Source organism: Burkholderia sp. MSMB1459WGS (genome assembly GCF_001534535.1).
GTDB lineage: Bacteria > Pseudomonadota > Gammaproteobacteria > Burkholderiales > Burkholderiaceae > Burkholderia.
In genome coordinates, this window is sequence record NZ_LPMU01000023.1 from 159,555 (window position 1) to 172,772 (window position 13,218).

General features: G+C 66.9%; 8 protein-coding genes. 4 read left to right on the forward strand and 4 right to left on the reverse strand.

What is annotated here, in order from left to right; genetic code table 11:
• Window position 1: 1 nt before the first annotated feature.
• The 4 genes from pgaA to WT97_RS08485 all read right to left on the reverse strand — a co-directional run bounded on the left by pgaA (window position 2) and on the right by WT97_RS08485 (window position 5,627).
• Window positions 2–2,644: a poly-beta-1,6 N-acetyl-D-glucosamine export porin PgaA gene (gene pgaA / locus WT97_RS08470; RefSeq protein ID WP_060035991.1), complete on the reverse strand. Its 2,643-nt coding sequence runs from the start codon at window positions 2,642–2,644 to the stop codon at window positions 2–4.
• Window positions 2,645–2,748: 104 nt separating this feature from the next.
• Window positions 2,749–3,507, reverse strand: coding sequence for a hypothetical protein (locus WT97_RS08475; protein WP_060035990.1), 759 nt, complete (start codon window positions 3,505–3,507; stop codon window positions 2,749–2,751).
• 62 nt (window positions 3,508–3,569) lie between these two features.
• The gene (locus WT97_RS08480; protein ID WP_060035989.1) at window positions 3,570–3,998 is read right to left on the reverse strand and encodes a hypothetical protein; all 429 of its coding nucleotides are present in this window, start codon (window positions 3,996–3,998) and stop codon (window positions 3,570–3,572) included.
• 633 nt (window positions 3,999–4,631) lie between these two features.
• Entirely contained in the window at window positions 4,632–5,627 is a 996-nt protein-coding gene (locus WT97_RS08485) for a LysR substrate-binding domain-containing protein (RefSeq protein WP_059795682.1), read from the reverse strand.
• Between the two features lie 580 nt (window positions 5,628–6,207).
• Between WT97_RS08485 and WT97_RS08490 the strand changes: the two genes are divergently transcribed.
• The 4 genes from WT97_RS08490 (at window position 6,208) to WT97_RS08505 (ending at window position 13,171) form a co-directional block, all read left to right on the forward strand.
• A complete protein-coding gene (locus WT97_RS08490) occupies window positions 6,208–7,623 on the forward strand; it encodes a circularly permuted type 2 ATP-grasp protein (RefSeq protein ID WP_060035987.1) in 1,416 nt (471 codons plus the stop codon).
• A gap of 64 nt (window positions 7,624–7,687) precedes the next feature.
• Entirely contained in the window at window positions 7,688–8,629 is a 942-nt protein-coding gene (locus WT97_RS08495) for an alpha-E domain-containing protein (RefSeq protein WP_059500757.1), read from the forward strand.
• Between the two features lie 8 nt (window positions 8,630–8,637).
• Complete coding sequence (locus tag WT97_RS08500; RefSeq protein ID WP_060353267.1) at window positions 8,638–9,633, forward strand: transglutaminase family protein; 996 nt, start codon at window positions 8,638–8,640, stop codon at window positions 9,631–9,633.
• Window positions 9,634–9,727: 94 nt separating this feature from the next.
• A complete protein-coding gene (locus WT97_RS08505) occupies window positions 9,728–13,171 on the forward strand; it encodes a DUF2126 domain-containing protein (protein WP_060035985.1) in 3,444 nt (1,147 codons plus the stop codon).
• The last annotated feature ends 47 nt before the right edge of the window (window positions 13,172–13,218 follow it).

Sequence of the window (13,218 nt, forward strand, 5' to 3'; positions counted from 1 at the left end):
GCTAGAACGGCAGGTTGAGCGACAGGAAGCCGGTTTCGGAGCGCTCGCGCTGGCCGTCGTACGCGTGGCTGCTGACCTCGACGCCGTAGCTCAGCGTGATGTCGTGCTTGAACGTCCACGCGTGCTCGAGGCGCGCGCTCCACAGCGGGCTGGTGCCGAAGCCGCGCTCGTTGTACGCGCCGCCCGACACCGACAGGCGCTGTTGCAGCCCCGTGTCGCCCTTCTTCCACAGCGTCAGTTGATGCATGACGGTCGCCGCGGCCGCGTAATCGCGACCGGGGCTGAAGTAGGGCGCGTCCCGGCGCGTGTTGCTGTCGGTACCGAGATTCAGCGAGACGTTGACGAGCTGGTTCGCGGACGTGTACACGCGCTGCGTGGCGGTCGCCGCGATCTCCTGGTGCAGGTTCGAATCGCTGTAGCGGCTCACGCCGTAGCTCAGCTTGACTTCGCGCCGGTCGTTCTGGCGATACACGACCTCGACGTTCGCGGAGCGGCCCCAGATGTGCGCGGCATACGCCTTCCACGGCAGCGAGTTGTCGTTGGTGTCGAGCCCGGCGCCGACCGTCCAGTAGTCGTTCAGTGCATACGCGATCGTCCCGCGGCCGCCGGTTCGGCCGTCCGAGCCCATCGAGCGCGTGACTTCGCCCAGCACGGTGAGCGGGCCGTGCCGGTAGTCGCCGCCGATGCCCGTGCGCGTGCGGCTGATTCTGCCGCCGTCGGTCTGCGCGAAACCGTAGAACGTGTGCGAAAACACGCGCCAGTTGTCGCCGAACGGTTGCGAATACACATAGCTGTCCGACGTGAAGCTGTTGTCGGCCAGCGCGCTGTTGCCGTGCTCGAAACTGAGGTCGGTCGTGAACACCGGGCTGCGGTATGCCTTGTAGTCGCGTTTGAAGCCGCGCACGGCGCCGCTATCGGGGAACGTGTTTCCCAGGGTCTGGTCGACGGTCTTCGCGGTCGCGTAGTCGTCGGCCGTGAGCGATGCGCGGCCGAGGCCCGCGAGCATCTCGACGCTGTCCGGGTGATCGGTCAGCGACGCGCGATACATCGAGATCGCCTGGCGCGGATGGGCCTGGCCGGACACCGCATCGGCGTGCGCGGCACGGATCTCCGCGTTGAACGGTACCTGTTTCTCGAGCTGTTCGAGCGCGGCGATCCCTTCGTCGGCGTGACCCGTGAAGATCAGGTATTGCGCACGCAGCCGGTAGTAGCGCAGGTAGTCGCTTTCTCCCGGGCCGACGTTGGTCACTTGCTTGGCCGGCGGCAGCGACTTCTCCATGTCGTCGAGCACCTGCTTCGCTTGCGCTGCGCGGCCCTGGTCGACGTACGACCAGAACAGCCCTTCCTGCAACTCGATCGGACGCGTACGCGAGCCGTACTGGAAGCCGCGCGTCGCGCGATCCGTCGGCGACGCGGTGGCCTGCTTCAGCGCGCGCGCATACACGGCGTTCGCCTTGGCCGGCTCGCTCAGATACAGGTATGCGTCGCCCACGGCCGCGAGCGCGTCGATCGAGATTTCCGCGTTGGACGGAATCGTCTCGAACGTCGCGACGGCCGTCTTCATGTCGCCGCGTGCCGCGAGGGCCACTACCCGGTCGCCCGCGAGCGCGGTGCGCACCGGCGTGTACTCCGGTGTGGCCGGTATCCGCTTGTCGAGGTCGTCGGCCGCGCGCAGCGCGCTGTCGATTCCATCGAAGCGGTCCGAACTCGTCATCGAGCGCGACTTGTCGCGTCCGCCGCGCACCTGCTGGCGAATCGACAGTTCTTCCAGTTGCGCGATGTCGACGGCGGAGAAGGCGTCGGGGCGAGCCTTCGCTTCGTCGAGCGCCTTGACCGCGCCGCCGCTCGCCGCGAGGCCGAACACGTCGTTGCGCACCGTCGCGACATCGGCCGTGCGCAGATTCGGCGCCTGCGCGTTCGGTGTTTCGACGTCGGGCCCCTGCGATCGTTGGGTCGGCTCGCCGGGGAGCTGCGCACCGGGCGACTGTGAAGTCGGTTGCGGGGACGACGGCGGTTCGGCGCCGGGCGGCTGGGTCACGGGCGCGGGCGCATTCGGCATCGGCGTGCCGGATGCCTGAGCGGTGAGCGTCGGCGTAGTGGGCGTAGCCGGCGGTGCAGCGGTCGCGGTTTGCGCGAGCTGCTGCGGGGCATCCGGCTTTCGCTCGCGCGGCGCAGACGTATCGGGCGGCGAAGTGTCGAATGCCTGGGCAAGCAGCATCGGCGTGCTCGACGCAGGCTCGGGCGCTGCAGGTGCGTTCGACGAGGTCGGCGCCTGCACCGCGGCGCTCGGCTGCGCAGCATCCGGATCCACCACGACCGTGGTCGGCATCGCCGGGTTCGATCCCTGCGCGATCTGCATCGACGCATCCGAGGCCCGAGCGATCGGCGTCGACGCGTAAGGCGGCTGCGTGCCCGAACCCTGCGCGGCCTGCGTCGCCGCGCCCGTCGGCTGCAGGTCGGGCGGCAGCGCATCCGGCGTGCCGCGGGATCCGGCGATTTCGCTCCCGCTGCGCGGCTCCGCGTCGCCTTCGGCGGCAAGGCACGAGCCGGACGCGACGAGCAGGCACAGCAGCGGCGCATGCAGGAGGATCCGCCGATTCGGCGGAACGACGGTGGTGCATTGTTGTTGACGATTGTTGGCCACGGTGTGTCCTCACTTTGAAACGATCACATCGGTTGCACGCCCGACGACGCTCGTCGCCGGCCGTCGCATCGCCGGGCAGCGAAGCCCGGCGCCATCCGACCGGTTCACAGGCGGTTGCGGATCGCTTGTCCAAGCAGCGCGCGCGATTCGCTGTTCTTCGGGTCGATGGCGAGTGCACGGCTCGCGTTTTGTTCTACACAACTCCATTCGTCGATCTGTGCGCACCAGCGCGCCTTGGCCAGAGCGCGGGCGCCTTCCAGCTCGTCGTGTGTGACGCTGGTGGCCTCCATGTGCGACGTGTCCGCGATATACGACTGCGGTTGCTGTTTCGGTACGGGGTCCGGGTGTTTTCTCGTGCGCGCCAGCGTCTGCGAACGTGACGTCCGATGCGCATCGCCGGGGCGCGCCGTACGACTGCCGGTCGACGCCGCGTGCGGGTCGGCCGCGAGCTTCGTCGCCGGCAGATGCGCGCGGCGCGGGGGTTTCGTATCGGAACGGGCCGTCGTGGCCGGTGGTGCGGCAGGTTCGACTGCCGCCGACATGGCAGGCGCAGCCGATGCTGACGGCGGAACCGGCCCGGCCTGCGCGACCGTCGGCGTCGAGCCGGCGGGCGCCGCTGGGCCGGACGCACCGCCGGTCGCAGCGACGATGAGGTTGCGGTACTTGCCGACGGCGGTTCCGATCACGCCGGCGATATCGTGCGTCACGCTCGCATGGCCGACCCTCGCGTCTCGCTCGACATACGCGAAAGCGCCGAAGATCGCGGCAAACGCGGCGATGCTGAGCGCCGCATTCTTTCCCGGACCCCACGAGGGCTTCGGCTGACGGGCAGGCGAGTTGTCCGGTCGTTCTGCACGGGGCATTCAAGACTCCTTGATTCGATGCGTTCCACGAATGACGTGATCGAAGCGGGGCGACGCGACGCTCACCATCGCAACTGCGTCGTGAGCGTGCCCGTCTCGACGATCGCGAACTGGGTTGCTCCCTGATAGGTCCCTTCGACCCGATAGCTCGCATCCGGCACGCTGAACAGGCAGCGCGATCCCGACGCATTGAATTCGACGAGCACGCGCCCATGCCGGCGCAGGCGCACCTGCACGTTGGAGAGCGGCTGCCCGGTGTTTCCGGACACGAAAGACACGCCCACGTTGTACGGGCGGCCGTCGGGTGGAAGCGGCGCGGTACCGTCGATCCGCGCATCGCCGCAGATATACGAAATCACGTACCGGTTTGCCCCCGGACCGGACGCCGGCGGCGACGAGGTCGCCGGTGTCTGGGCCATGGCGTTCATGCAGAGCGTGGAGAGCACGGCGCTCAGGAAAGGGCGAGCATGCTGTCGAAGCGAGGGTGACATTGCAATCTCCCGTCCGGAGTCGATGGCATGCACCGACCCCGAGTCGAATTTGCCAACGTTCTTTTTGCGACACGCTATTGATACACGATGGTTTTTGAACCAACAACCGCGTGTGGCCCGAATGGGACGAGGGTAAAAGGTCCTATCTAAATAAGATAAGGAGGGATTGGTGAGGATCGCTTATTGCTGAATAAAGTCGATATTGCCGAACATGAAAATTGCTCGTCGGTAGCGATGATCGAGCACGCTTTGAATTGCGTCTGAGGTATCGAAGTTCGTGCCGAAAAATAACGACTGATAAAAGAAACTATTGCACCCGCAATCGACCAGAATCAATGAAAACGGGGCTTCGGATCGCACATCATGAAATAAGGGTGCGACATTTTTGGTCATTCCGATACTTACAGGTAAATCGAAACTTGTGTAACAAGGTATTTCTGTCCTGAAAATCGGCCTGAATATTCTTACTTAATACGGAAAGCAGTAAAAAGTACGATATGAATTCGCAAACGTTTGCGTTTTATCGAGATCGATTACAGTCGAGGACGGGTTTTACGGAGTCGGATGGGATTATCGATTGCCGTTGAAGAAGCGCGCATGCGCGCCGTGGATATCCACGGCGCTAACCCTTCGTCAGCGACTGCCGCTTGCGCTTCGCCGCGCGCTGCGCATCGCCGGCGCGACCGCCTCTTCGGCGCCGATCTGCGCGTCGATCGCCGTGCGCGGCCGGTTCATGATGTAGGCCCACAGCTGCTCGGCCGCGAGCCCGCGCTTGCGGGCCGATCGATACAGGCGGATTTCGAGTTCGGTGATCCAGTCGCCCGTGCCCGCGCACACGAGCGTGCCGTCCGCGAGCTCCTTCGCGACGCAGCTTTCGGGCAGCCAGCCAATGCCGTGTCCGGCCACGACCATGCCTTTCAGCGCCTCGGACATGTGCGTCTCGAAGCACCGGTGCAGGACATACGGCTCGGTCGCATTCAGCAGCAGCATCTCGACGATGTTGCCGAGAAAGGCGCCCGACGAATACGCGAGCAGCGGCAGCGGCGCATCGGGCGTGCCGGGCAGCTGGAACACCGGCTTGCCGTGCGCGTCGGGCGACGACACGGGCAGGATCCGCTCGACGCCGAGGCTGACGAACGGGAAGTGGTTCGGGTCGAGCACGATCGGCAACTGCGGATGGTGATAGCCGAGCAGCAGGTCGCATTCGCCTTCGACCAGTTGCTGCACGCCTTCCGGCACGTTCACCGCATTGACGCGCGCGGTCACGTGGCCGACCTCGCCGTTGAGCCGCTTGAGCCATTCGGGAAACAGCGTGAATACGAGCGTATGCGCGACGGCGAAGCGCACGACCTGGTCGCTCGCCGCGAACTGGTCATAGCCGTTCACGAGATTGCGCGCCGCATACATGCTGCGCAGGATGTCCGCGGCGAGCCCGCGGAACATCTGGCCGGCGGGCGTCAGCGCGATCGGATTGATGCTCCGGTCCACCAGCTTCGCGTCCATCCAGGTTTCGAGAGCGGCGATCCGTCTGCTGAACGCCGACTGCGTCAGGTGCCGGTGACGCGCGGCCCGTGAAAAACTCTTGGTATCCGCGAGGCTCAGGAAATCTTCCAGCCACTTTGCTTCCATTTCGATCTTCGCTTTTTATAGTCGGGCGCCTGAAAGGCGGCGCCGTCTGCTGACCAACGTTCTAGCGTACCGCGCCTCGCGCCGGTCGGGCCGATGTTTTTTTTCGATGGGTGTCAGTCGAAATATGCATGGGCATTGTCGGCGGGATTACGGCTGCATAGCGTTGAGGGGCCGGACCGGTTAACCGGACAGTTCACCGCGTCGGACTGTCCCGGCCGCCCGGACGGCACTTCCCCAGGGCCGGCTGCGCCGTGTGCGTGCCGGCCCGCCCATTCATGGCCGTTGCGGGGCCCGGCTCGCCGCTTTTGGTGCAGTGCAGATTGCACATCCGTGACACGCGGGAGAACTATGTTCGTCGGGCGCGGCGCCGCATCGGCCGTGCGCGCTTGCGGCGCACCGCTGGCGCCCGTCGCGTCGGGCGTTGCACCGTTGTGGTGCGCAATGCCGCACAGGCGTGCCTGGGCGGCGCAAAACAGGGGGATATCGAAGGAATCGAGCAAGGCACGTTCCTTGCAAAGCATTCAGTACGCCGGTCCGGCATGCGCAATGCCGGGGAAAACGATCGATGGAGAAAAGGTCGATGAAGCCATTCGATGAAATGCTGCAATCCGGCGACATGGTAAGGGCGCCTTACGCGCGCCTGAAGCAATGGCTCGACACGCAGAATCCCGCGAGCCTCGCCCAGAAAGCCCACGATGCGGAAGGCGTGTTCCGCAAGACGGGCATCACGTTCGCCGTCTACGGCGACGCGGAGGCCGCCGAGCGGCTGATTCCGTTCGACATCGTCCCGCGCATCATCTCGGGAGCGGAATGGAGCCGGCTGTCGCTCGGCATCGAGCAGCGCGTGATGGCGCTGAACGCGTTCCTCGACGACATTTACCACCGCCAGGAAATCGTGCGCGCGGGCATCGTGCCGAAGCACCTGATCGCGCACAACGAGGCGTTCATCCCCGAGATGATCGACTTCCGGCCGCCCGGCAACGTTTACACGCACATCATCGGCGTCGACATCGTGCGCACCGGCGAGAACGAGTTCTACGTGCTGGAAGACAACGCGCGCACGCCGTCCGGCGTGTCGTACATGCTGGAAAACCGCGAGACGATGATGCAGCTCTTCCCCGAGCTGTTCCAGCAGGTGAAGGTGCGCCCGGTCGAAACCTATCCGCAGATGCTGCGCCAGTCGCTCGCGGCCGTGTGCCCGCCGGGCGGCAACGCCGACAATCCGACCGTCGCGGTGCTCACGCCCGGCATCCACAATTCCGCGTACTACGAACATTCGTTCCTCGCCGACCAGATGGGCGTGCATCTCGTCGAGGGCAGCGACCTGCAGGTGATCGACGGCCGCGTCGCGATGCGCACGACCGAAGGCTTCCGGCCGATCGACGTGCTGTACCGCCGCGTCGACGACGCGTTCCTCGATCCGCTCACGTTCCGCCCGGACTCGGTGCTCGGCGTGGCAGGCATCATGGACGTGTACCGCGCGGGCAACATCACGATCGCGAATGCGCCCGGCACCGGCATCGCCGACGACAAGGCGATCTACTCGTACATGCCGGAGATCGTCGAGTTCTACACGGGCCGCAAGGCGATGCTGGAGAACGTGCCGACCTGGCGCTGCGGCGAGGCCGACAGCCTGAAGTACGTGCTCGAGCATCTCGACGAACTGGTCGTGAAGGAAGTGCACGGCTCGGGCGGCTACGGGATGCTCGTCGGGCCGTGCGCATCGAAGGCCGAACTCGAGGCATTTTCCGCGAAGCTGCGCGCCCGTCCCGCGAACTACATCGCGCAACCGACGCTCGCGCTGTCCACGACGCCGATCCTGACCGACGCCGGCCTCGCGCCGCGCCACGTCGACCTGCGTCCGTTCGTGCTGGTGTCGGACCGCATCCGCATCACGCCGGGCGGCCTCACGCGCGTCGCGCTGAAGGAAGGATCGCTCGTCGTCAACTCGAGCCAGGGCGGCGGCACCAAGGACACCTGGGTGCTGGCCGACTGAGCCGGGCACGACCGCGCGCGCCGGAGCCGGCGCGCGAACCGAACGAAGACGGAGTGGACACGAGATGCTTCTGGGACGTACTGCAAGCGGTCTCTACTGGATGTACCGCTATATCGAGCGCGCGGAGAACATCGCGCGCATCGTCGATGCCGGGCTGCGGATGGCGCTCACGCGCACGGCCGACGCGCCGGCCGAATGGTCGTCGGTGCTCGTCAGCTCGGGCGCGGACGACGGCTATCGGCAGAAATACGACGCGTATGCGGCCGATACCGTGACCGACTATCTGCTGCGCGACCGCGACAATCCGTCGAGCGTGCTGTCGTGCATCGAGGCGGCGCGCTCGAACGCGCGGATGGTGCGCACGGCGCTGACGCGCGAGGCGTGGGAGAGCGTGAACGGCGCGTGGCTCGCGCTGCGCCGCGCGCTGGCGCAGCCGGTGCCGGAAAGCGAGCTGCCGGCCGTGCTCGACCAGGTGAAGCGCGAAACCGCGCTGATCCTCGGCAGCTTCTACAGCACGATGCTGCGCAACGAGATCTTCGATTTCGCGCAGATCGGCGCATTCGTCGAACGCGCGGACAACACCGCGCGGATCATCGACGTGAAATACCACCTGCTGCTGCCATCGGTATCGCACGTCGGCACGATTCTCGACAACTACCAATGGGAGACGATCCTGCGCTGCGTGGCTGCACACCGTTCGTATCGCTGGGTGTACGACGTGCAGTACAAGCCGCTCAACATCGCCGACTACCTGATCCTGAACGGCCGCATGCCGCGTTCGCTGCGCTATTGCTACGGGCGCGTCGTGTCGAGCCTGAACCTGCTCGCGAAGGATTACGGCGTGACACACCCGTGTCACGACACGGCCACGAAGATTCTGCAAATGCTGTCCGATACCTCGGTCGAGCGGATCTTCAAGAGCGGCCTGCACGAGTTCCTGACCGACTTCATCGGCCGCAACAACAGCCTCGGGCTCGAAATCGCCCAGGCTTACAACTTCGACTGAGGCTTGCCATGCGACTCGCCATCCGACACATTTCGCGTTACCAGTTCGACGATCAGGCCACCCATGCACTGCAACGGTTGCGGCTGCGCCCGCAGTCGGGGCCCGGGCAAACGGTGCGCGCATGGCAGGTCACGATCGACGGCGTCGAGCCGACGCTGTCTTACGCCGACGGGCTCGGCAACCGGATCGACCTCGTGCGCCACGATCGCGGCGCGAAGGCCGAGATCGTCGTCGTGGCGGCCGGCGTCGTCGAGACGCAGGACCGCGCGGGCATACTCGGGAATCCAGAAGGCTATGCGCCGCCGTGGATCTTCGAGCGCGAGACCGCGCTCACGAAGGCGGGCGACACCGTGCGCGCGCTGACCGACGCGCTGCCGATCGAGCCGCGAGGCCTCGACGCATTGCACTGGCTGATGACGGAAGTGCACGGCCGCATCGCGTACGCACCGAACCTGGCCGGCGACGCCGCCGTCGATGCGGAAACCGCGCTGCAAAGCGGCGAGGGCACGAGCCGCGACCATGCACACGCGTTCATCGCGGCCGCACGCGTGCTGAAGATTCCCGCACGCTACATCTCGGGTTACGTGCTGGCCGACGGCGCGATGCAGCGTATCGCCGATGCGAAACAGCAGGCGGGCGACGTCGAGGACGAGGAGGCGCTCGCGCTGCAGAGCGCCGACGGCATGCAACAGGTACTCGGCGCGTCGCGTGCCGTGCAATCGCAATCGCAATCGCAATCGCAAGGGCAGTCGCAGGCGGCGCTCGGCACGCAGCCGCAAGCCGCCGCGCTGATGCAGCAGCCGGCCGGCCATGCGTGGGCCGAGGCCTATGTCGATGGGCTCGGCTGGGTCGGCTTCGACCCGTTCATGAACCGTTGCCCGGACGAACGCTACGTGCGCATCGCGGTCGGCCTCGACCATCGCGACGCGCAGCCGGTGACGGGGCTCGGCGCGACGGCCGTCGGCGTCGAGATCAGCGTCGTGCAGACGCCGGAACTCGTCTGACCCGGCGCGCGCCTTCGCCGAATCCGCCATGCCGGGGCCGCCGCGTCGAAAGCGACGCGGCGGCCCCGGCCGGCCCAACCCGACTCGAGCTCCCATGTCCATCCACGTCGCGCTGCATCACACCACCCGCTATCGCTACGACCGGCTCGTCAACCTCGGCCCGCAGGTCGTGCGGCTGCGGCCCGCGCCGCATTGCCGGACGCCGATCCTCGCGTATTCGATGACGGTCGAGCCCGCGCAGCACTTCATCAACTGGCAGCAGGATCCGTTTTCGAACTATCTCGCGCGGCTCGTGTTTCCGGAGCGCACCGAGCACTTCGAGATCACGATCGATCTCGTCGCCGAGATGTCGGTGTACAACCCGTTCGACTTCTTCCTCGAAGCGAGCGCGGAACAATACCCGTTCAGCTATGACGACGCGCTGAAGACCGAGCTCGCGCCGTATCTCGCATGCGATCCGCAGACGAGCGCCGCGCCGCTGTTTCGCGCGTATCTCGACGGCGTGGACCGCACGCCGGCCGGCACCGTGAACTTCCTCGTCGCGCTGAACCAGCGGCTTCAGCGCGACATCGGCTATCTCGTGCGGATGGAGCCCGGCGTGCAGACGCCCGCGCAGACGCTCGAACTCGCGTCCGGCTCGTGCCGCGACAGCGCCTGGCTGCTCGTGCAGCTGTGCCGCCATCTCGGCATCGCCGCGCGCTTCGTGTCGGGTTACCTGATTCAGCTCACCCCCGACGTGAAATCGCTCGACGGCCCGAGCGGCACGTCGGTCGATTTCACCGACCTGCACGCGTGGTGCGAGGTCTACCTGCCGGGCGCCGGCTGGATCGGCTTCGATCCGACGTCGGGCCTGCTCGCCGGCGAAGGGCATATTCCGCTCGCGTGCACGCCGCAGCCGACGAGCGCCGCGCCGGTGGAAGGGCTGATCGACGAGTGCGAAGTGTCGTTCGAGCACGAGATGAGCGTGACGCGCGTGTACGAGTCGCCGCGCGTGACGAAGCCGTATACGGAGTCGCAGTGGGATGCCGTGCTGGCGCTCGGCACGCAGGTCGACGGCGCGCTGGCCGCCGGCGACGTGCGGCTCACGCAGGGCGGCGAGCCGACCTTCGTGTCGATCGACGATCGCGACGGCGCCGAGTGGAACACCGATGCGCTCGGCCCGACCAAGCGCGGCTACGCGACCGAACTCGTGCAGCGGCTGCGCGCCGAATACGGCGACGGCGGCTTTCTGCATTTCGGGCAGGGCAAGTGGTACCCGGGCGAGCAGCTGCCGCGCTGGGCGCTGTCGATCTTCTGGCGCGCGGACGGCCAGCCGGTATGGCACGATCCGTCGCTGTTCGCCGACGAGCGCGAGCCGTCCGCGTATACCACCGACGACGCGAAGCGCTTCATCGATGCGCTCGCCGCGCGGCTGAACCTGACCGGCGAATTCATCCGGCCCGGCTACGAGGACGTCTGGTACTACCTGTGGCGCGAGCGTCGGTTGCCCGTCAACGTCGATCCGTTCGACGCACGCCTCGACGACGAGCTCGAACGCGCGCGGCTGCGCAAGGTGTTCGAGCAGCAGCTCGACAGCGTGGTCGGTTACGTGCTGCCGATCAAGCGCATGGAGGACGGGCCGGGCCGCGATCGGTCGGGCCTCGACAGGCCGGGCCTCGACGGGCCGCGCTGGCAGACGGGCCCGTGGTTTTTCCGTGACGAGCGGATGTATCTGGTGCCCGGCGATTCGCCGATGGGGTATCGGCTGCCGCTCGATTCGCTGCCGTGGACGGCCCGCGCCGACTATCCGTACCTGGTCGAACGCGATCCGTTCGCGCCGCGCGATGCGCTGCCGGACGCCGCCGCGATCCGCGCCCGCTACGCGGGCCCGGCCGACGCGCCGCGCTATCTGGCCGGCGTGCATCGCGAAGCGTCCGCGCCGACCGTGATGCAGTGGCGTGCCGACGGCGCGGCCGCGAGCGGGCGGCCCGGCGCCGTCGACCCGCATCGCCGGCCCGAGCGCTTCGAATCGGCCGCCTGGATCACGCGCACCGCGCTGTGCGTCGAAGAGCGCAACGGCATCCTGTACCTGTTCATGCCGCCGCTCGCCGCGCTCGAGGATTATCTCGACTTGCTCGGCGCGATCGAGTCGACCGCGCACGCACTCGGCGTGAAGCTCGTGCTCGAAGGCTATCCGCCGCCGCGCGACGCGCGACTGAAGCTGCTGCAGGTGACGCCCGATCCCGGCGTGATCGAGGTGAACATCCATCCGGCCGCGAGCTTCGACGAACTCGTCGACCAGACCGAATTCCTGTACGACGCCGCGTGGCAATCCCGGCTGTGCAGCGAGAAATTCATGGTCGACGGGCGGCACGTCGGCACCGGCGGCGGCAACCACTTCGTGCTCGGCGGCGCGACGCCGGCCGACAGCCCGTTCCTGCGCCGCCCGGACCTGCTCGCGAGCCTGATCGCATACTGGCACAACCATCCGTCGCTGTCGTACCTGTTCTCGGGGCTGTTCATCGGGCCGACGAGCCAGGCGCCGCGTGTCGACGAGGCGCGTAACGACCAGCTCTACGAGCTCGACATCGCGTTCGCGGAGATCCAGCGCAACAAGCTGCTGTTCGGGCAGGACATGCCGCCGTGGCTCGTCGACCGCGTGCTGCGCAACCTGCTGATCGACGTGACGGGCAACACGCACCGCAGCGAGTTCTGCATCGACAAGCTGTATTCGCCCGACTCGTCCACCGGCCGGCTCGGCCTGCTCGAACTGCGCGCGTTCGAGATGCCGCCGCATGCGCGGATGAGCATCGTCCAGCAACTGCTGCTGCGCGCGCTGGTCGCCCGCTTCTGGGCCGCACCGTACACGACGCCGCTCACGCGCTGGGGCACCGCGCTGCACGACCGGTTCATGCTGCCGGCATTTCTTCAGATGGATTTCGGCGACGTGCTGGCGGAGTTGCGCGACGCCGGTTTCGCGTTCGATCCGGCGTGGTTCGCGCCGCACTTCGAATTCCGTTTTCCGTTGTTCGGGCAGATCGCGGTGAACGGGATGCAGCTGTCGCTGCGCGGTGCGCTGGAGCCGTGGCACGTGATGGGCGAGGAGGGCGCGATCGGCGGCACGGTGCGCTACGTCGATTCGTCGGTCGAACGGCTCGAAGTGCGCGTGACGGGGTTGAACGACAACCGGCACGTCGTGACCGTCAACGGCCGCGCGCTGCCGCTGCAGCCGACCGGCACCGTCGGCGAGTACGTCGCGGGCGTGCGCTACAAGGCGTGGTCGCCGCCGTCGGCGCTGCATCCGACCATCGGCGTGCATGCGCCGCTCACGTTCGACATCGTCGATACGTGGTTGCAACGCTCGCTCGGCGGCTGCCGGTATCACGTCGCGCATCCGGGCGGCCGCAATTACGCGACGTTCCCGGTCAATGCGTACGAAGCCGAGAGCCGCCGGCTCGCGCGCTTCGTCGAGATCGGGCACACGCCGGGGCGGATGGATGTCGCGGCCGCCGCGCCGAGCCGCGAATTCCCGTTCACGCTCGACTTGCGGCGGCCGTGATCGATCGATGACAGGGTGGACGACGATGCGGGGTTCGCGACCTCCCG

Excerpts from the sequence above, each read along its gene's own strand:
- WT97_RS08475 (WP_060035990.1), bottom strand. The coding sequence starts at position 3,507 with ATGCCCCGTGCAGAACGACCGGACAACTCGCCTGCCCGTCAGCCGAAG.
- WT97_RS08495 (WP_059500757.1), top strand. The coding sequence starts at position 7,688 with ATGCTTCTGGGACGTACTGCAAGCGGTCTCTACTGGATGTACCGCTAT.
- WT97_RS08505 (WP_060035985.1), top strand. The coding sequence starts at position 9,728 with ATGTCCATCCACGTCGCGCTGCATCACACCACCCGCTATCGCTACGAC.
- WT97_RS08480 (WP_060035989.1), bottom strand. The coding sequence starts at position 3,998 with ATGTCACCCTCGCTTCGACAGCATGCTCGCCCTTTCCTGAGCGCCGTG.
- WT97_RS08485 (WP_059795682.1), bottom strand. The coding sequence starts at position 5,627 with ATGGAAGCAAAGTGGCTGGAAGATTTCCTGAGCCTCGCGGATACCAAG.
- WT97_RS08500 (WP_060353267.1), top strand. The coding sequence starts at position 8,638 with ATGCGACTCGCCATCCGACACATTTCGCGTTACCAGTTCGACGATCAG.
- WT97_RS08490 (WP_060035987.1), top strand. The coding sequence starts at position 6,208 with ATGAAGCCATTCGATGAAATGCTGCAATCCGGCGACATGGTAAGGGCG.